This is a genomic window from Acetobacterium sp. (assembly GCF_041752335.1).
Taxonomy (GTDB): Bacteria; Bacillota; Clostridia; order Eubacteriales; family Eubacteriaceae; genus Acetobacterium.
In genome coordinates, this window is record NZ_JBGSHG010000004.1 from 69,808 (window position 1) to 88,611 (window position 18,804).

Annotated in this window: 20 protein-coding genes, 1 riboswitch and 1 other annotated feature; of the genes, 1 reads left to right on the forward strand and 19 read right to left on the reverse strand. The window is 41.5% G+C overall.

Going from position 1 to position 18,804, the window contains the following annotated elements; translation table 11 throughout:
• Window positions 1–2: 2 nt before the first annotated feature.
• The 15 genes from ACEW8F_RS00765 to ACEW8F_RS00835 form a co-directional block, all read right to left on the reverse strand.
• The gene (locus ACEW8F_RS00765) at window positions 3–758 is read right to left on the reverse strand and encodes a flagellar biosynthetic protein FliR (protein ID WP_373481564.1); all 756 of its coding nucleotides are present in this window, start codon (window positions 756–758) and stop codon (window positions 3–5) included.
• A 35-nt stretch (window positions 759–793) separates the two neighbouring features.
• Window positions 794–1,060, reverse strand: coding sequence for a flagellar biosynthesis protein FliQ (fliQ, locus tag ACEW8F_RS00770; protein WP_373481565.1), 267 nt, complete (start codon window positions 1,058–1,060; stop codon window positions 794–796).
• 15 nt (window positions 1,061–1,075) lie between these two features.
• Complete coding sequence (fliP, locus tag ACEW8F_RS00775; protein WP_373481566.1) at window positions 1,076–1,864, reverse strand: flagellar type III secretion system pore protein FliP; 789 nt, start codon at window positions 1,862–1,864, stop codon at window positions 1,076–1,078.
• On the reverse strand, window positions 1,857–2,213 hold the full coding sequence (locus ACEW8F_RS00780; RefSeq protein WP_373481567.1) for a flagellar biosynthetic protein FliO: 357 nt from the start codon (window positions 2,211–2,213) through the stop codon (window positions 1,857–1,859). Before ACEW8F_RS00780 ends, fliP begins: the two co-directional genes overlap by 8 nt.
• Window positions 2,214–2,230: 17 nt before the next feature.
• Complete coding sequence (locus ACEW8F_RS00785; RefSeq protein WP_304889508.1) at window positions 2,231–2,593, reverse strand: response regulator; 363 nt, start codon at window positions 2,591–2,593, stop codon at window positions 2,231–2,233.
• A gap of 57 nt (window positions 2,594–2,650) precedes the next feature.
• Complete coding sequence (gene fliY / locus ACEW8F_RS00790) at window positions 2,651–3,751, reverse strand: flagellar motor switch phosphatase FliY (protein WP_373481568.1); 1,101 nt, start codon at window positions 3,749–3,751, stop codon at window positions 2,651–2,653.
• Window positions 3,748–4,761: a flagellar motor switch protein FliM gene (gene fliM / locus ACEW8F_RS00795; protein WP_373481569.1), complete on the reverse strand. Its 1,014-nt coding sequence runs from the start codon at window positions 4,759–4,761 to the stop codon at window positions 3,748–3,750. The genes fliY and fliM overlap by 4 nt, the downstream gene beginning before the upstream one ends.
• A 30-nt stretch (window positions 4,762–4,791) precedes the next feature.
• The gene (locus ACEW8F_RS00800; protein WP_373481570.1) at window positions 4,792–5,538 is read right to left on the reverse strand and encodes a flagellar motor protein MotB; all 747 of its coding nucleotides are present in this window, start codon (window positions 5,536–5,538) and stop codon (window positions 4,792–4,794) included.
• A 17-nt stretch (window positions 5,539–5,555) separates the two neighbouring features.
• Window positions 5,556–6,407, reverse strand: coding sequence for a motility protein A (locus tag ACEW8F_RS00805; RefSeq protein WP_373481571.1), 852 nt, complete (start codon window positions 6,405–6,407; stop codon window positions 5,556–5,558).
• Between the two features lie 29 nt (window positions 6,408–6,436).
• On the reverse strand, window positions 6,437–6,631 hold the full coding sequence (locus ACEW8F_RS00810) for a flagellar FlbD family protein (protein ID WP_373481572.1): 195 nt from the start codon (window positions 6,629–6,631) through the stop codon (window positions 6,437–6,439).
• A gap of 184 nt (window positions 6,632–6,815) precedes the next feature.
• The gene (locus ACEW8F_RS00815) at window positions 6,816–8,288 is read right to left on the reverse strand and encodes a flagellar hook-basal body complex protein (protein WP_373481573.1); all 1,473 of its coding nucleotides are present in this window, start codon (window positions 8,286–8,288) and stop codon (window positions 6,816–6,818) included.
• Between the two features lie 72 nt (window positions 8,289–8,360).
• A complete protein-coding gene (locus ACEW8F_RS00820; protein WP_373481574.1) occupies window positions 8,361–8,768 on the reverse strand; it encodes a TIGR02530 family flagellar biosynthesis protein in 408 nt (135 codons plus the stop codon).
• A gap of 30 nt (window positions 8,769–8,798) precedes the next feature.
• Window positions 8,799–9,215, reverse strand: a complete 417-nt coding sequence (locus tag ACEW8F_RS00825; RefSeq protein ID WP_373481575.1) for a flagellar hook assembly protein FlgD — start codon at window positions 9,213–9,215, stop codon at window positions 8,799–8,801.
• 10 nt (window positions 9,216–9,225) lie between these two features.
• Window positions 9,226–10,692, reverse strand: coding sequence for a flagellar hook-length control protein FliK (locus tag ACEW8F_RS00830; RefSeq protein ID WP_373481576.1), 1,467 nt, complete (start codon window positions 10,690–10,692; stop codon window positions 9,226–9,228).
• 398 nt (window positions 10,693–11,090) lie between these two features.
• Window positions 11,091–11,175, reverse strand: a riboswitch (cyclic di-GMP riboswitch).
• A 129-nt stretch (window positions 11,176–11,304) separates the two neighbouring features.
• Window positions 11,305–13,041 carry a Na/Pi cotransporter family protein gene (locus ACEW8F_RS00835; protein WP_373481577.1) on the reverse strand — a complete coding sequence of 579 codons (1,737 nt, stop codon included), beginning with the start codon at window positions 13,039–13,041 and terminating at the stop codon, window positions 11,305–11,307.
• A gap of 402 nt (window positions 13,042–13,443) precedes the next feature.
• Window positions 13,444–13,660: a binding site (T-box leader), on the forward strand.
• 66 nt (window positions 13,661–13,726) lie between these two features.
• Here ACEW8F_RS00835 and ACEW8F_RS00840 point away from each other — a divergent pair.
• Entirely contained in the window at window positions 13,727–15,121 is a 1,395-nt protein-coding gene (locus tag ACEW8F_RS00840; protein WP_373481578.1) for a glycine--tRNA ligase, read from the forward strand.
• A 106-nt stretch (window positions 15,122–15,227) separates the two neighbouring features.
• On the opposite strand, the gene ACEW8F_RS00845 is transcribed toward ACEW8F_RS00840, so the two are convergent.
• The 4 genes from ACEW8F_RS00845 to ACEW8F_RS00860 form a co-directional block, all read right to left on the reverse strand.
• On the reverse strand, window positions 15,228–15,617 hold the full coding sequence (locus ACEW8F_RS00845; RefSeq protein WP_373481579.1) for a 4Fe-4S binding protein: 390 nt from the start codon (window positions 15,615–15,617) through the stop codon (window positions 15,228–15,230).
• 271 nt (window positions 15,618–15,888) lie between these two features.
• Window positions 15,889–16,959 carry a peptide chain release factor 1 gene (gene prfA / locus ACEW8F_RS00850; RefSeq protein WP_373481580.1) on the reverse strand — a complete coding sequence of 357 codons (1,071 nt, stop codon included), beginning with the start codon at window positions 16,957–16,959 and terminating at the stop codon, window positions 15,889–15,891.
• Between the two features lie 77 nt (window positions 16,960–17,036).
• The gene (locus ACEW8F_RS00855; RefSeq protein WP_373481581.1) at window positions 17,037–17,915 is read right to left on the reverse strand and encodes a DegV family protein; all 879 of its coding nucleotides are present in this window, start codon (window positions 17,913–17,915) and stop codon (window positions 17,037–17,039) included.
• An 87-nt stretch (window positions 17,916–18,002) separates the two neighbouring features.
• Window positions 18,003–18,770 (reverse strand): phosphatase, encoded by a 768-nt coding sequence (locus tag ACEW8F_RS00860; RefSeq protein WP_373481582.1) that lies wholly within the window; start codon window positions 18,768–18,770, stop codon window positions 18,003–18,005.
• Window positions 18,771–18,804 lie beyond the last annotated feature (34 nt).

Here is an 18,804-nt window from a genome sequence, read left to right on the forward strand (position 1 = left end):
TGTTAAATGAAAAATGTCAGCACCTGAGTTATTTTTTCCATCATCAATAAATTCATTTGGGTCATAAAATTAGCCAATGCCGGTATTAGGGTAAAAACAACAATCAAACCAATAATGACTTTAATTTGGATATTGATAACAAAAACATTGATGTTTGGTACCAGCCGCATTAAAATTCCAACGGCAAATTCGGCAATAATCTCGGTGACGATAATGGGGATGGCCAGTTGTACGGCATAAACAAATATATAATACATCAGTTCGATAAAAAATACTCCGACTTGCTCACTGATCTGTCCAATCCCTAATGGAATCACCTGAAATGATTTGATCACCACAGTAAACAAAGCCAGATGCGCATTTGAGATAAAAAAAATCAGAATATACATGGATGTCAGCAGGTTTCCAGTGACCGATATGTTGGCCTTGGTAGCCGGATCATACATCGAAGCCATACTCAAACCCATTTGCATATCGATAAGTTCGCCACCAAGCTGGAATACTGAAAGAAACATCGACATGATGAAGCCAATCACAATCCCGATAATAAATCCCTGGAGCATGGCGCCAATGAATTCGATGGCCGAGTAATTTATAACCTGCGTCGTCCCCAACTGAAAAACGGCAAACAGGGCAATGGCCAGAGACAATCCCACCTTCATAATGTTGGGAACGCCCTTTCTGCCAAAGATCGGATTAAAGAAAATAACACCGGCCGTTCGGCAACTGGCTAAAAGAAAAATTAAATACTGGTTCATGTCAAACGTCACGTTTATCACCCATGTTTATTTCTTTAGATCTTGGTGGCTATTAATTCAAATATCCGAAAGACCAGATCCATCATCTGCTGCAGCATCCATCCGCCGGCGATGATCATCATCAGCGCTGTAATAATGAGTTTTGGCACAAAGGTCATGGTTTGTTCATTAATGGATGTCGCTGCCTGAATGATTGAAATAACCAACCCGACCAACATACTGATTAACAATATGGGACCTGCCACCTTCATCCCGGTAAAAATTGCATCTCTGAAAATTCCGATTAAATCACCTGTACCCATATGCTGCTCCCTTCCTTAATTATAGGTCATAATCAGGGTTTTGACTAATAAACCCCATCCGTCCACCACGACAAATAACATAATCTTAAATGGCAGCGAAATCATAACCGGAGGAAGCATCATCATCCCCATGGACATTAGCACACTTGAAACGATCATATCGATAATCAAAAATGGTATGAACAGCAAAAATCCGATCAGAAAGGCTCTTTTTAATTCACTGATGATAAAAGCAGGGATGACTATGGTCAGGGGTAACTCCTGAGGAACCATATTTTCAATGCCGGTCTGACCGGCCTGAATCGACAGGCTTTTAAACAAATCCACATCGGTGGTAGTGGTTTGCATCAGCATCCATTCTTTGATCGGATCCGCCGCTGAATCTAAAAATTGCTGGGTGTCAATGGCTCCGGCATTATAGGGTTGCAGCGCCACCTCATTGATCTCTGTTAAAACCGGCGACATCACAAAAAATGTGATGGCCAGGGCCAGGCCAACCAGAATCTGGTTGGGTGGCGTTTGCTGTAAGCCCAGGGCACTCCTTAAAAAGGACAGCACAATGATGATTCTGCCAAAACATGTCATCATTAAAAGCAGCGTCGGAACGATGGCAATCAGCGTCATCAAGACGATGATTTTGACGGTGTCGGAACTTTCACCAGCCAGCAGGCCTTCAACAGATAACTCTGCACCATGCGCTTTTACAGCAGTAAGAAAAAACAAAATGGCAAGAATCGGCATGATGACAAGGGCTTTTTTAATAACCACTTTTCTATTATTTAATGTCTTTATTATTTCATTCATTCTGTTTTTCCTTTTGAGAAAATGATTTTACCATACTCAAAAAGCTTTCTTTTGATATTTCCTGCTTTTTTTGAAAGGAAATTGGTTCTTCCAGTTGTGATAAAATTTGGATATTATGCTCAGTTACTCCAACCAGGTATTGAATGCCTTTTATGTCAATGATGATAATTGAACCACTTTTTCCAACAATCAGTCTTTCAACCACCTTCATATGATGCTCACCGGACAGTGTTCCCGGTCTTTTGATAAACCGTTCAACATACCATCTGCTCCCATAATAAGTTAAGACGATAACGCCGACGGTCCCCAATAGTGCTAGAATTATTGAAAATACATCACCAATACCCAATTTGGACCTGCTCTCTGTTACTCGCCCAGAGCGCTTTTAACGGTTTGGATCAGGCGATCTGCTTTAAATGGTTTGACAATAAAATCCAATGCTCCATTTTTAATGGCTTCCACGACCATGCCTTCCTGACCCATGGCCGAACACATAATCACCTTGGATTGCGGCTCGAACCCTTTAATCGCCTGGAGGGCCTGGATGCCATCCATTACTGGCATGGTGATATCAAGAAGGACCAGATCCGGTCGGTTTTCTTTGTATTCCGCCAGGGCAATTTCGCCATTTTCGGCTTCAATAAAATCAGAGAATCCCCCTTTTTTTAAACTATCTTTGATCATCATACGCATAAAGGCCGCATCGTCTACAATTAAAATTTTACTCATTTTTTTCTCCTTTAATCCATTCTTTCAAAATTATTTGTTAATCTATATTAATTTCTGCTATTTTTTTTGTTCAGAATTGTCTCTGACTTTAATAATCTCGGTTATTTTAACACTGTAGTTGTCATCTACAACCACCACGTCGCCCCGGGCGATTAATCGTCCATTGGCAATGACATCGACCTGATCTCCGGCCTGCCGATCCAACTCAACAATGTTTCCCAGAGTCAATTCGGCAATGTCTTTTATTTTTTTTCTGGTTTTACCTAATTCTACCGTAATCTGGATCGGCACTGACATCAGCAGATCGAGATTATCTCCGGGTATATTGATTTTTTGATCTTCCCCCAATTGCCGATATTCATAGGGATTAACCTGTACCGGCTGTTGCGGTTGCGCATAGACTGCTGGCGGCGGGTCATTTCTGACCACCCGGGCGGGTTCCGGTTGAGGTGCCTGGGGTGGCGGCTGATATGCCGTTTCCGGCTGAACCGGTGGCGCTTGCTGAACAGGAGGTGGTGGCGGTGTTACTTCTTCCTCTTCATCACCCATGCCACTTGCTCCCATTGACATCGATACAATTTCCCGGGCCAGGGCTGGTTCCATGGCACTGATAAACTCACTTTCAACCAGGCCTTCGATACTCAGGTTAAATTTGATACTGACCAGATTATCGCCTTTAAGTGAGAATAAATCGCGGATACTTGATTTATTGGTGGTATCCAAAAGAATCGGTGGGGAAATATTGACGACTTTTCCCAAAAACGAAGCCAAAGCGCCTGCTGCTGCTCCCATCATCTGATTCATGATTTCACCGATGGCACTCTTGCTGATTTCGTCAAATTCGATATCATCGCTGGTCTCCATATCGAAGAGCTGCGACAAGATTTTTTTCATATCTGACTCTTGCAGCAGCAGTACATTAGCCCCTTCGATGCCTTCAACGTAATTAATTAAAACCCCAACAACCGGTTCAAGGTAAGAGAACTCAAATTCTTCGACACCAATTGTTTCAATTCTTGGCGTTGTAATGTTTACTTTTGTATTTAAGATCGTGGACATGGCTGTGGCTGCTGTGCCCATACTGATGTTCATGACTTCACCGATGACATCCACTTCCATGCTGGACAGTTTATCTGGATTCTCTGCTACATCTGTCATAAGAATAGTTCACTTCCTCTCTCATTAAGCTCTTTTATTTGAATTGCCCTTTTTTTCTTATAATCGCCCATTTCTCCTCTAAACCAAACCTCGTCATTGACAACAATATCCACCATCGAATTCACCGGTTTATTAAGCTTGATGATATCGCCTACTTCCAGTTCGTAAATGTCCTGGGAAAGTACTTCAGTCTCACCTAACACGCCTTTGATTTCTAGTTCTGTTTTTCTAATCTCATTGATAATATTGAGCCGTCTTTGTTCCTCTGCCTGATGGTCTCCTCTTTTTATATTTTTCTTGGTCTGAGACATCTTCTTTTGAAAGAGCATATCCAGGGTCGTTGCCGGGATACAGATATTAATCTTCCCCTGGGTTTCATTTACTTTGATACTCATAACAATGATGACGACATTTTCATCCGCCCCGACCCCTTGAAGTATTCGCGAATTGGTTTCTATTTTCATTAATCGTGGGGCGATTTCCAAGTAATCGAACCACACATTTTTCATCAGGTTGATCATCCCTTTGAAAAAATATTCCATGACGCCAATTTCTATTTCTGTAAATTCACGATCTTCTTTAAGCGGTTTTCCAGAACCGCCCAGAAGTCTGTCAAAACTGCAAAAACCGACCTCCTTGGAAATATCCATGATCACCAGATCTTCTTCATCCTCACTGTCTTTGATATCAAAATCGATGAGACCCATCAGTACTGAATCAGGAAGGGCATTATTGAATTCATAATATTGCTGTTCTTCCACCTCAATAATTTCTACCAAACTATAAGTCTGCAGAATTCCGGTTATATGAGAAGACACCAGCCTGGCATAATTTTCGTAGATGCTGAATAGATGCTTAAGCTGTTCTCTGGTAAAAAGCTTTGGTCTTCTAAAATCGTAATCTTTAACCTTTTTGCCCGAACTGGTGCTTGGCGCTTCCGGCTCGTCTTTTCCACTTATTAAGCTGCTTAAAAGACTATCAATTTGACTTTGCGAAAGAATTTCTGCCATGTTCGTTTCTCCTAGCTATTGTCTTTTGTTCTACTGTGCAACCATTTCAGTTTCTGTATCTGTCGCAATGTCACTGAAGAAATCTTCAGTTTCAGAAATAATGATTTCAACCCGGCGATTTTTGGCTCTATTTTCTTCCGTGTCATTCGGTGCAATCGGTCGATATTGTCCAAATCCGACTGACAATAATTTTGAAGGATCCGCAATATAACGACCCTGCAGGAATCTTAAAACCTCATTGGCCCGACTGCTGGATAAGTCCCGATCATCCACCGGCGAATCTGCCATGGCCGTATGACCATCGATCCGAATCGACTTGATGGTCGGTTCCACCGCCTTAAACGCCAGACCGATATCCGCTAAAATCTGCTGGCCACCCGCTTTAATCCGGGAACTATCCGGCTCAAAAAAGATCGACGACATAAATTTGATCGAAACAGCACTTTCGTTTTTTTCTATACTCACTGCTTCGTCTAATCCATTTTCCTTGGTATATTGACTTAAATATTGGTACAAGTCTTCCAGATCAACAATTTCCTCCACCGAGATGTCCTCGTTTGGCGATGTCGATCCGTCTGACTCCGTTGCTGTTCCCGTTGTTTCATACACTGCCGCTGGATTAAATATTTCAACCAGCTGTTTATATTTTGCGGCGTCAATGGTTGACATGGAAAAAAGCAGAATGAAAAAAACTAAAATCAGAGTGATCATATCTGCATAGGTATTCAGCCAGGCGTCTTTATTGACGGCTTTTTTATTTTTACTGCGCTTTCCCATATTATATACCCCTATTTTTAGTTTTCAACAGCTTTTCCTTTTTTACCTTTAGACTTTCCTCCGCCTTTTGAAGGCGCCTCACCATTTGCTTTTCTAAGCTCATCTTCCGTTAAAAAGTTCATCAGTTTATCGCGGATATATTTGGGATTCTCCCCTTCTTTAATAGCGACAACGCCCTCAATGATCAACTCTTTTATCAGCAGATCTCTTTCCTGAGCGATTTCAAGCTTATTGGAAATCGGCATAAATAGTGTGTTAGCCAGCATCGAACCGTAGAGTGTCGTAATCAGCGCGACCGACATATCCGAACCTAAGGTACTGGCGCCGCCTTCAAAACTCATGTTTTTTAGCATATTGATTAAGCCGATCAGGGTTCCAATCATCCCAAAGGCCGGTCCCAGCGCTGCTCCCATGTCATAAAGTTTACGCTCTTCATCATTTCTAGCCGATATATAATCAATTTTCTGGTCAAACCAGGACCTGAGTTTGTCCGGTTCGATGGCATCGACGATTCGCAGGACACTTTCTTTTAAAAACTCATCCTGGATATCTGCGGCTTTGGCTTCTAACGCTAACAATCCCTTACGTCTGGCTTCTTTGGAAAGCTCGGTCAAAATTTCAACATATTCCAGCGGATCTTTTTTGTTCTTAAAAAAAATCATCTTAAGATGTTTGGGAATATGCAAAAAAGATTTAATGGGAAAAGACGCCAGCAAAACAAATAATGTTCCGCCAATCGTAATAAAGATACTCTGAACATTGATAAAGTTCGCTAATGCAGCAAAATTAAATCCGGTTGCTCCAAACGTCATCCCAAAAAGCATGGTAAAAATGACCAGGACATAAGCAATGATTGTTGTAATTTCCATAAATATATACTTCCTGTCAGAATTTAGTTTTAACGACTAAAAATATTTCGTTTGTATGCGATAATCTTTGAAAGTACCTGAGCCGAACTCTCGGTCACCACATAGTGCTTGCCGTTTGTCAGCCGGATCGTAGTATCTGGTTTTTCTTCAATGATTTCAATGATCTCACAATTGAGTAGAAATTTCTCATTCTTTTGTTTATTCAATCTTGTTAATTCTATCATATTTCCACCTCAAAATGTAGTTTTTATTATTCGACTAGCCTAAGCAGAATTAGTTTTCAACTTCCCAGTCAGATAATAGCCAGTCACCAAATGAGTGCACCACCCATTTGGTGACTGGCCAGGATAAAAAGTTCTACCCGAAGGAGTTTTCTCCTTCGGGTGAACTGTTTCAGTTTATTATAAACTATCGTTTTAAATTAATCAATTCTTCCAAAATGGAATCAGAAACGGTGATAATTCGGGAATTTGCCTGAAAACCACGTTGGGCGATAATCATATCGGTAAATTCCTGGGAAAGATCGACATTTGACATTTCCAGATTGGCTGATTCGGTACCGCCGGTTCCATTTGTTCCGGCCTTGGAGGCAATGGCTTCGCCGGAGTTGGCAGATTCCATAAAGTAGCCATTTCCGTCCTGGAGCAATCCGTCGACGTTGGCAAATTTTGTCAGGGCCAGATAGCCTAAGGTAACCGGTTTGTCACTACCGGTTTCAACTTTACCGATAGTTGTGTTGGGTAAGCCGCCATCATAAACAGTTTGGAACGCCGTTGCCCCAACTTCTAAAGTAACTGTATCTCCTGTTAATGAACTGGTCAAAACAACATTTGTTTCCGACCCGTCAAAACTCCAGTCTTCAGCCGTTTTAAGATACTCAGTTACACCGCCCTGATTCTTAACTGTTGCCACTACTGAGACATATCCATCTTGTGAGAAATCACCAAATTCGAGCGCAACCCCTTCTTCAAAAGTAACCTTTGTTGTATCAATCTTCAAACCAGGTAGTTTTGAAAAAGTTAAAATGCCCGCTGCGGAAAGAGTCGGTGTGCCATAGTCTGTAATTTCCGTACCCGCTATGTCGGTAAGTCCATCTGCCAATGTATAGACATCGCCAGTTTTTGTCAAAGACAATGTACCAAGAATATCAGCGGTCGGTTCTATCGTTACTGCCGCTACTGCGTCCTCATTATCTACATCGATATGAACCATATCTCCAACGGCCATTTGAACACTGCCGGTATAATTTGAGGTTGTTGGTACTGTTAATGAATTTAACCAGCTGATTCCTGTTGCTTGGGTAAACTCTGGATCTCCTGCTCTGATCCCGGTAATCTCGCCAGATTTACCAATGGTAATACCGGTGTATTTTTCCAGTTCCGCTGGCGGCACATTGATCGCCTGCAAGTCTGCAATCGCCAATGTCCCATTGGCATCTAAAACGGGATTCCCATCGGCATCCAGTGGTATCCCCATTACTTTGCTGCCGCCGCCATCGGTGAGATTTCCTTCGGCGTCAAATTTTAAATTACCAACCCGGGTATAGCGATTGCTGCCAGCTTCTGGTTGGACGGTTAAGTAACCTTCTCCTGCAATGTAAACATCCAATGCTCTGCCGGTCGTAGCTCCAGATGAGATGGTGTTGAGCATATCAATGCTGCCAACTTTAGCTCCGTAACCCAGCTGACTGGCATTGATCCCACCGGTGGTAGCTGTTGCTCCAGTGGCGGTTGATAAATTCTGATATAAAACATCGCTGAAGACAACTCGGCTGGCTTTAAAGCCATAGGTATTAACATTGGAAATATTATTCCCAATTACGTTTAATTTAGTTTGATGGGCTGCCATCCCGGAAATTCCTGAATATAAAGATCTGATCATTTTAAATCCTTTCTGTGCCGTTTGAAGCTTATCGGTCGGTCAAAGCTTCATAGTTTCCTCACAGAGGTCCAACTATATAAATACGGCACCATCAATATCATTGAATAGTTTATTTTTCATTTCGTTTTTGTCCATCACGGTGATAACCCGTTTATCTGCTGCATTCACAATAAATGCGGAATTATCCATCATGATCAATGCATTGCCGATCCCTTTTTCCTGGGCTTTGTCACATGCATCTCCCAATTTTTCCAAATCACTGTCAGACACTTCGATATTTCGCTGTTCTTTTCTGATGCTGGCGTGTTTTGTAAATGTAACGGTATTCTTTATTTGTTGATTGAGCAGATCCTTGAAACTAACATCGGTTTTTTGCGTATCATTAACGGTTTGGTTCTGATTTGTGTTATTGAGTCTTTCGGTTTGCCGTATGATCGCATCATTTAGCCGATAATAATTACCATTGATCGTGTCAGCCATTTTTCCACCTCAGCTTTCAAAGTCGGTTAATTATTTAGCCTGCGCTACTTCCATCACACTGCTCATGGGGTAGTTCACGCCATTGACGATAATTTGCGCATCACCATTATAAAGATTAACGCCTTCCACGGTTCCGGTGATAACATTTAGTGTCCCGTCCGACTTGGTTTCCGCAAGGGTGACTTCTTTGCCAATCATACTAAGACTATAAGTCGTTTTTGAAAGCTCCGTCAAATCTGTTAATGCCTGTACCATCGAAAATTGAGCCATTTGAGATGTATACTCTGATGTATCGGCGGTATTGTTCATATCCTGATTTTGCAGCTGGGCGACCATCAGTTTTAAAAAGTCATCCATATTCAGGGACGTTTTAGCTGCTGCATTGGTTGTCTGCGTTGTTGCCGCTGCTGTAGTGGCTAAGGTGTTAATTCCATCAATTGCCATCATTTATTCCTCCTTAGATCAAATAATTTACTTTATAGTTCGTATAATTTTGCAGATTCTGGGGAATCAGTACTGATTCATCTTCATCACTGCTTGTTAAAATACTGTTTAGTACTCCACTGTTTTTGATAAACCGTTCTCTTAAGAGGGTCTGATTTTGATTCTCATTGGGATCGGAACCGCCATTCATCATAAATGCAGCATCCTGACTGTCGCTGCTCTGCTCTACTGGGGTATTCACATGCACTGTTTCCACTTGAACATTTTGAAGCGCTAAGCCCCTTACCAATAGATTGATTTGTTTTCCCAATAAATTTTGGGTTTCCTGACTGATCGCGGTAATATCAATGATCAATTTTCCCTGATCATAGCTGAGCTTGATATCAATATCGCCTAAATTATCTGGCGATAGTGTCATCTGCAACACCATTGGCTTGTTGGGTACAAAATTCTGAAGAATTTTCTGCTCCACCTGCTGGGCTACCGCTACCTTGGCGTCGGGTTGTACTTCTGACCCGTTATTGGCGCTGATGCCCATCACATTGATCTCCTGTACACCTCTTTCACCAGGATTCTGGTTTTCGGTTTGGTTTAAGGTGTTCAGTTGACCATCAAAAGCCTTTGGTTGTTCGGAACTTTGTGCTTCGGTCGAATCAGTACCGCCTGTCACATTATTAAGCGTTTCAGATTTACCCTCTTTGGTTTGATCACCTTTTACCTGTCTGATACCACCAAACATTTGGGATTCTGGATCATCATCTGGACCAGTCTGGTTCACCAGCTGCTCTGTAAGATTAACTGTTTTGTTTGTTGCTTCAGTCGCTGCCAACTCGGATCCGGAATTTTTTAATAGTCCTTCCATGCCTTTAACTTCTTCATCTTCGACAATGCCGATATTTGGCTGTAAAACTTGAAACTCGTCTTGACCCATTTCAGCTAACTGTGAAATGTTTTCAGAAACAGTCATACTTTGTAATTGGTCATCCATATCAGTCACGGTAATAACTTGCCCCTGATCATTGAGACCCTCCGTCTTGTTTTCTTCAAGACCCAATTTCAGGTTAAGCCGTGTCAACGTTTCAATACCTCCCTGAAAATTCTGTGCGCCCATTAATTGAGCTGTTTCAAGGGTTGTTAAAGAACTGTTTTCCTGTTTTTCATCACTCTTCAGCTGCTCCGTCACCGGTTCTTCAACTTGACCGTTATCTGCTTTGACTTCGATGTCTTGTGATGATCTCTGGGTCGCTTCCCGCCGATTGCTTTCTGCAATTGCCTGGGACTCCCGTCGATTTTCCCTTACCTTCTCCAATTGATGATCTGCCTGTTTAATATCCTGTTTTGACTGATCGAGCAGATTTTTAAATTGGGCACTTCTTTCATGTCCTTTTGACTGATTGGCTGCAGAAGTCTCTGCTTTTGCGTTAATCCCTCGCAACCCGTTCATTGTCGGCTTTCCAGCCGATTGAAACTCTAAATTCATTGCCTACCTCCCTTCAAATTTTGATTATTTACGCCACCATAATTGTGTCGGAAATAACCAGAACAATTTATATTGTCCTATTTATATAACAGTCTCATGGACTGATATAATCATTATATTATAGTATATTAGCGAAAAAAATCTTTATAAACATCATGGTTATAAATTAAATTGATTTTAAGAAAACTCTTGTGTATACACTAATTGTTTCACTAAAAAGAATCTTTCTTAAAAAAGACAAAGGTGCAATTATTATATATTAAAGCTTAAATACTATGCAACTCATTTAAGGACTTTTTATTTCTGTTATTTTATCAATTTTACTTGATCCTGTTAAGTCATATTAAAACAAAAAAATGCAGCGACAATGCCGCTGCTTATTATGGTAATAACCTTAAAATTGCAACTGGCTGTCATGTACTTCTGTATTTAGACCCTGTAGTTTTGCGCCCTTACTTTTCAATAAGTATGCTTATATTACGTTGTTATAATATTACTTTATTTCACATCAACTGTCAATGGAATTATTCCATTCCTTAAGAGAAAGCCTTGTAAATACAACGGTTTAGCAGTATTGACAGGTTTCAGGAAAGCTTCGGTTTCAGCTCAATTTTATGCCTCTTCATCCTTTATTTCATTATCAAATTCACTCTGGGTAATGAGCCCCTGATGAAGTTTCAGTCCCAGAATCCCCTGGGCAATGTTTGAAGCGTGGTCACCGACCCGTTCAATATTGGTTAATAAATCCAGAAAGATGACTCCGGCATAAGGATTGCAGACCCCTTCGTTGAGACGGCGAATATGATCATCTTTTAATTTTTCAGTCATTTCGTCAATTTCTTCTTCTTCATCCAAAATCTTATAACACAAAACGGTGTCTTCATTTTGCATTAATTCTACCATATCCCTGAGTGTATTGGTAGTTAAACTGATCAAATTTAACACTTCCTGATTGGCAATATCACTGAAGACTATTTTATTGGAAGCCCGCATTTCTGCCAGTTCTCCAATATTCATGGCGTGATCGCCAATTCGTTCCAGATCATGGCTTCCTTTTAAAACAAAGGCCAGTCGGTCATTCTCTTCTTCTGACATGTTTTCATTGGACAATTTAACCGAATATTCGACAATTCCCTGTTGGAATTCATCAATTCGCTCTTCCCGCTTGACGATTTCTTCGACCAGCTTTTCGTTGCCATCCATTATCGATTCACAGGCTATTCTGAAATTTTTGATACTCATTTCACCCAGTCTGATATTTTCTCTGACCACCTGTCCCAAAGCAATGGACGGATTGTTGAGGAACCGGTCATCCAGTTGCAGTCCCCGTTCTTCCTCTTTTTCTGGATAAACCCGATCCAGAAAAGAGACAAAGTAACCAATCAACGGAAACAATACAATGGTGTTGGCCACATTAAAGATGGTATGTGCCATCGCGATCTGTCTTGCCACATTGGGAACCACTTCACCGCTGCTGCTGATAAATACACCAGAAATGCTCACAATAAATTCATAAATGGGATTAACCACCATCGCGCTGTCCATCCCAACCAATAATAACATTACCCAAATAGCCCCAAATACATTAACAAAAAGATGAATAAACGCCGCTTTTTTTGCCGTAGTCGAGGTTCCGATGCAGGAAATAAGCGCTGTCACACAGGTCCCAATATTTGTCCCAATTAAAATGGGAATACAAATTTGAATCGCTCCAGTGCCACCGATGCTGGCAAAAACACCAGAAAGAGCCAGCGCCTGCAGCAGACCGATGGATGCACTACTGCTTTGAATGATACCGGTGATCAGTGTCCCGATCAGAACCCCTAATAGCGGATTTGTACCGTAAGTTGATAGCAGATAGATAAAATCTTCACTTTCCCGTAAGGGCTCCATTGCCGTCGACATAGCTGCAATCCCAAAAAATAAAATCCCAAAGCCAAGGACAATACTGCCTAAATCCCGATTTCTTTTCTTCGCGCTAAAGAGCGTAATCAGTGCTCCAAAACCAATGAAAACTGGGGCCAATTCCGTTACATTAAAAGCGATCAGCTGGGCCGTCACGGTGGTTCCAATATTAGCCCCTAAAATAACACCCGCCGCCTGGGTTAATGTCATCAGAGCCGCATTGACGAAGCCCACAACCATTACGGTTGTGGTACTGGAACTCTGAACAATCATGGTTACCACCGTCCCCACCAGAATCGCTTTGACCTTGTTGTTAGTTAAAACTTCTAATAGTTTTTTCATTTTTGTTCCGGCAACTGTTTTTAAGCCTTCGCTCATCATATGCATTCCAAAAATGAATAACCCCAAGCCTCCAAAAAGGCCAATCAGCATCTCTAACGTCATTTTTTCCTCCAAAAATATCAAAAATTGAGATCACATCCCGGGTATTCAAAGCATTCCGACGAGCTTCAAACAATTCGGATGAATCCAAATTTTCGCCCTTCATAATGAAAGATTAGACCACATCGTGCCTAATCTTTAAATCCTTAATTCACCAGGATAACTATCTTTTTTTTGTTTTTTTCTCTCTTAATCTATAATTAACAATATTTTAACACTAAGTTTACATAATGAGAATCTTTTTTTTATTTTTTTTATGATTAGTTTGCCTATTTTTATGCAACTTGAACTTTTGTGTTATCCTGGTTTACCATTGTAACGCATTTCAATCTATTCATTTAATAAATTAAAACTTGACAGACCGATCGCTTTTTGATATTCTTCATTTTAGTTTACAAATTAATATTAAAAGCGTTGATAAAAGAATACTTCAGTGAGCCAATGGTTTAAAGCGAACAGATGATGGTGAAAGATCTGTAATCAAACTCTATGAATGGCACTTTTTAAGCTGCAGCCACTATAAATTCTTCGAGTGGCTGACGTGAAATTCGTTAAATAAGTAAGGTGGTTTGCCGTTGATGGCAGACAACTTGGGTGGAACCGCGGTTATACCGTCCCTTGTATTGTTACAAGGGGCGGTTTTTTTATTTAACTTACAAGTAAAAATACATTTATCAGGAGGAAAAAAATGTCAGAATTTACAATGGCTGAAATTGTCAGTCTTGCCAAAATGAGGGGAATTATCTTTCCCGGTTCCGAAATATACGATGGTCTTGCCAACAGTTGGGATTACGGCCCATTAGGGGTTGAAATGAAAAACAATGTTAAAAAAGCCTGGTGGAAAAAATTCGTCCAGGAATCGCCCTATAATGTGGGACTGGATGCCGCCATTCTGATGAACCCTAAAACCTGGGTTGCATCCGGACATGTCGGCGGCTTCAATGATCCGCTAATGGATTGTAAAGCCTGTCAGTCCCGTTTTCGGGCTGATAAACTGATTGCCGACTACTATTTTGAAAAAGGCGAAGATGTGATTGTTGATGCCTGGTCCAATGAAGAAATGAAAACTTTTATCGAAGAACATCAGATTGTTTGTCCCGAATGCGGTAAAATGGATTACACCGACATCCGCCAGTTTAATCTGATGTTTAAAACCTTTCAGGGGGTTAATGAAGATACCGCCAGTGAAATTTTCCTGAGACCGGAAACTGCTCAGGGTATTTTTGTCAATTTCAAAAATGTTCAGCGAACCACCCGTAAAAAAGTACCTTTTGGGATTGCTCAGGTTGGTAAATCCTTCCGGAATGAGATTACGCCTGGTAACTTTATCTTCCGAACCCGGGAATTTGAACAAATGGAGCTGGAATTCTTCTGCGCCCCAGGCACTGATCTGGAATGGTTTGATTACTGGAAGGCGTTCTGTAAGAAATGGCTGTTTGATCTGGGGATGAAGGATGATAACATCCGCTTCCGCGATCATGAAAAGGAAGAACTTTCCCACTACAGCAACGCCACCACTGATGTGGAATTCCGCTTCCCGTTTGGCTGGGGTGAACTTTGGGGCATCGCCGACCGTACCGATTTCGACTTAACCCAGCACCAGAATCACTCTGGAAAAGACATGAAATACACCGACCCAGTCACCAACGAAAAATACATTCCTTACTGCATCGAACCCTCTTTGGGTGCCGACCGGGTTTTCCTGGCCTTCTTATGCAACGCCATGGAAAAAGAAACGATAACCAGCGGCGACAAAACCGAAGAACGCAACGTTATGCGGATCCATCCCTTCCTTTCGGCTTACAAAGCGGCTGTTTTACCGCTTTCTAAAAAACTAAGTGATAAGGCCATGGAAATTTCCACCCTGCTGTCAAAACACTTTATGATTGAATATGATGAAGCTGGCAGCATCGGCAAGCGTTACCGCCGCCAGGACGAAATTGGCACCCCATTCTGCGTCACTGTGGATTTTGACACCCTGGACGACGAATGCGTCACCCTGAGAGACCGTGATACCATGGATCAGGTCCGTGTTCCCATTGCAGAAGTTGTTGATTATATTTCCCAACGGATTGATTTCTAATTCCACAACCTCTTATACAAAAAAACGTCCCCTGTTCGAAAACCAGTTCCAACAGGGGACGTTTTTAAGTGACAAATTTTTAGTTATCCGATTATGGTACAGCTTATTAGGATTCTTTAATCGCTAATACATTTTGAGGACAGGCATCGACGCAGATTCCACATGAAATACACTTTGAAGGGACATCACGATCTTCTGATTTAACCAGGACACCAAATGGACATGCTTCGACACATTTGCCACAGTTTACACATAGTTTTTTACTGATCATGTAAACACCTTTGGCGTTTTGAGTGATTGCACCGACTTCGCATGCCTTTGCACATTTACCGCATTGTACACATACCAAAGTTTTGAGACTACCATCTTCTTTTTCGGTAATTTTAATACATGACAATGCTGAAGCGGGTTCCTTGTAGAATGCGGTTGAACATGCTAATTCACATGTCAAACAATTAACACATGCTGCCTGATCGGCTACGATTACTTTTTTCATTGTTACTCCTCCTTAAGGACAACTTGATCTAAAGATCAAATTTATGTTTTAATTTTTTCAACTGGTTTTCATTCTACTTTTAAAGCTAAAACTTGTCAACCTAATACGGAATTTTTATAGCTATTTCTTGCGCTTGACTGGTTACAAGCTTCCTACTGGTAAAATATTACAGTACTAAACCCATCCGCTTTCTATATAAGGTTAAATTTTTATCAATTAATTCTCTGTACTTAAAAAAAGCTCTCCTTAAGTTAGGAAAGCTTTTTGTGACTTACGAATGCTGTTTCAGTTTTTCGGCCTGATCGCTGGTAATCAGAGCATTGATCATTTCATCGATATCGCCGTCCAGGAAGGCTTCCAGTTGATAGACGGTCATATTGATACGGTGATCGGAAATGCGGCCCTGGGGAAAATTGTAGGTCCGAATCCGCTCGCTGCGATCTCCGGTGCCAACCTGACTTTTTCGGTTTTCAGCGATTTCACTTTGCTGTTTTTGCTGTTCTATTTCATAAAGTCTGGCTTTTAGAATTTTCAAAGCCTTGTCCTTGTTTTTCAGTTGGGACTTTTCATCCTGACAGGTTACTACCATGCCGGTGGGGATATGGGTAATTCGAACTGCGGAGTCGGTGGTGTTAACACTTTGTCCGCCGTTGCCGGATGATCGGTAAACATCGACGCGCAGGTCATTGGCACCAATTTCAATTTCGACATCCTCGGCTTCTGGCAGAACCGCTACTGTGGCAGTTGAGGTATGAATCCGGCCGCCAGATTCGGTACTGGGGATCCGCTGGACCCGATGGACGCCGCTTTCGTATTTCAGACGGCTATAAACCCCGTTGCCTTCAATGGCAAAAATGATTTCCTTAATTCCCCCGATATCAGGAATACTGGAACTCATGATTTCGCTTTTCCAACCTTGCCGTTCGGCGTAACGGGTAAGCATTCTGAATAGCTCCCCGGCAAACAAGGCCGCCTCACTGCCGCCGGCACCGGCTCGAATTTCGACAATAACGTTTTTATCATCATTGACATCCTTGGGAAGGAGCAGAACTCTTAATTCTTCTTCTTGTTCGACCCTCTTTTTTGATAATTCATCCAGCTCAGTTTCGGCCATTTCTTTAAAATCTTTTTCAAGTTGCTTATCTTCCAGCATCTCTTTGGTGTCATCAATCGCTGACAAGGTCTCGGAAAACTCATTGTACTTTTGAATAATCGGTTCGATGTGGGAATGTTCTTTCATCAGCTTTCGCCACTGATTCTGATCGCCGATGATCTCGGGATCACTGATCTTTTCATTTAATTCAGCATACTTTTCTGCTAAAAAATCTAACTTATCTAACATAGTGCTCCTTATTTTTTATTGAATCAATATTTGTAATATATAAATCTCAATGGATTTAATCTAATGTCCATTTTGCGCTATTCAAACTGAAAGGCTTCTTTCCATTCATCGAAGAAAAAGACAGCCAGGGTTCCGGGGCCGGAATGGGTTAAAACCGTTGAGCCCAGAGGGACAATTTTAAAGCGGTCGGTATTAAATCGCTTCCCTGCCATTTTTACAAACAGTTCCACCAGTTCCGGGTTATCAGCATGACTGATGCCGATGCTTTGCTGATTCAACTGGTCCCCGTTCGCTTCCAGATAATCGACCATTTTTTTGATCAGCTTTTTCTCGCCTCTGACCTTGTCAATCTGTTGCAGTTCGCCAGATTTATTGACTTCAAGCAATGGATTAATGTTTAGCATATTACCGATAATGGCTGTCCCCTTGTTCAGTCGACCACCCCGATACAGATATTGAAGATCAGTGACCGTAAAAACATGTTTGACATGATCAATATAATAATTGATCCGCTTAAGTAGCTCATCGATGTCGCAGCCATCATTAGCGGCTTGAGCCGCTCCATAAACGATGTGCCCCAGACCATAGCACACGGCCTTGGTATCAACAACTTTAAAGATTGCTTCGGGATATTTTTCTCTTAAATCCCGTTCCGCCAATGCCGCTGCCTGAAAGGTACCGGACAATCCGCTGGAAAAAGCCAGATAAATAAACGGCTGATTTTCGGAGATCAGTTCTTCAAAGCGTTTGTAAAAATCGCCATAGGGAATCTGCGATGTTTTATAGCGCACACCTTTTCTCATATTGTCACAAACTACTTCGGATGATATATCAATTCCATCGCGATAGTTAGTTTTATCTTCAACCACGTAAACCGGCATGATCTCAATATCAAATTTTTGTTGATCGTCTTTTAGGATATCGCAGGCAGAATCGGTTAAGATTTTTATCCTCATACTTAATGTCCTTTCCCATTTGATCTTAGGCATTTATTTTGAAGTATTTATTTTAAGAATTTATTTGAATATACATTTTATCACAGTTTACTCGTTTTTCAAAAACAATTCTTGAGCATATTCCCGGGGATCAGCAAACAGCACCCGGCCTTTACTTTCCAGGTAATCAATCAGCCGGTTGGTATCCAGGTTGACAATCAGTTCATCGGGAAAGTCAATCGCATCCAAAACCTTGTCGACGTAAGGAAAATCACCGATGTCTGTGGCAAAATGAGTATCACTGCCAATAATAATCGGAATCTCCAGTTCTTTACAGCGGTTGGCGATCCATTCGCAGTTGGGTTTGGATCCTTTGCGGATAAAAAAGGAGCCGTTGTTGATTTCAATCAGGGTATTGTGTTTTTTGGCATCCTGAAGAATCGCCTCATAATCGAGTTCATAAATAGGATTGCCCAGATGGCAGATAAAATCGATATGGGGATTGGCAATGGCCCCCAAGACGGCGCTGGTATTGATGGTTTTTGTCTGCGGTTTAAAGGTCGGGGTGTGGAGGGATGCGGATATAATTTCCAGCGACTTGATAAAATCCATCGGAATATCGGTATTCCCTTCGGCATCCATAATATTACTCTCAATCCCTTTGAGAACTTTGACATTGTTAATTTTTCCGGGAATCACCTTATAATTGGCAAAAAATAAGGCGGTCGGTGCTCCCGGCAAGGCCGGTCCATGTTCGGTGATACAGATCAGCTCCAGATTTTTTTTGGCCGCGGCATCAACTAATTCCAGGATGGTGTTGTAGGCATGCCCGCAGGCCAGGGTATGGGTATGGGCATCTAAAACGTAATTTCTCATTTCTTAATCTCTTTTCTCATTCTATATTGACTGG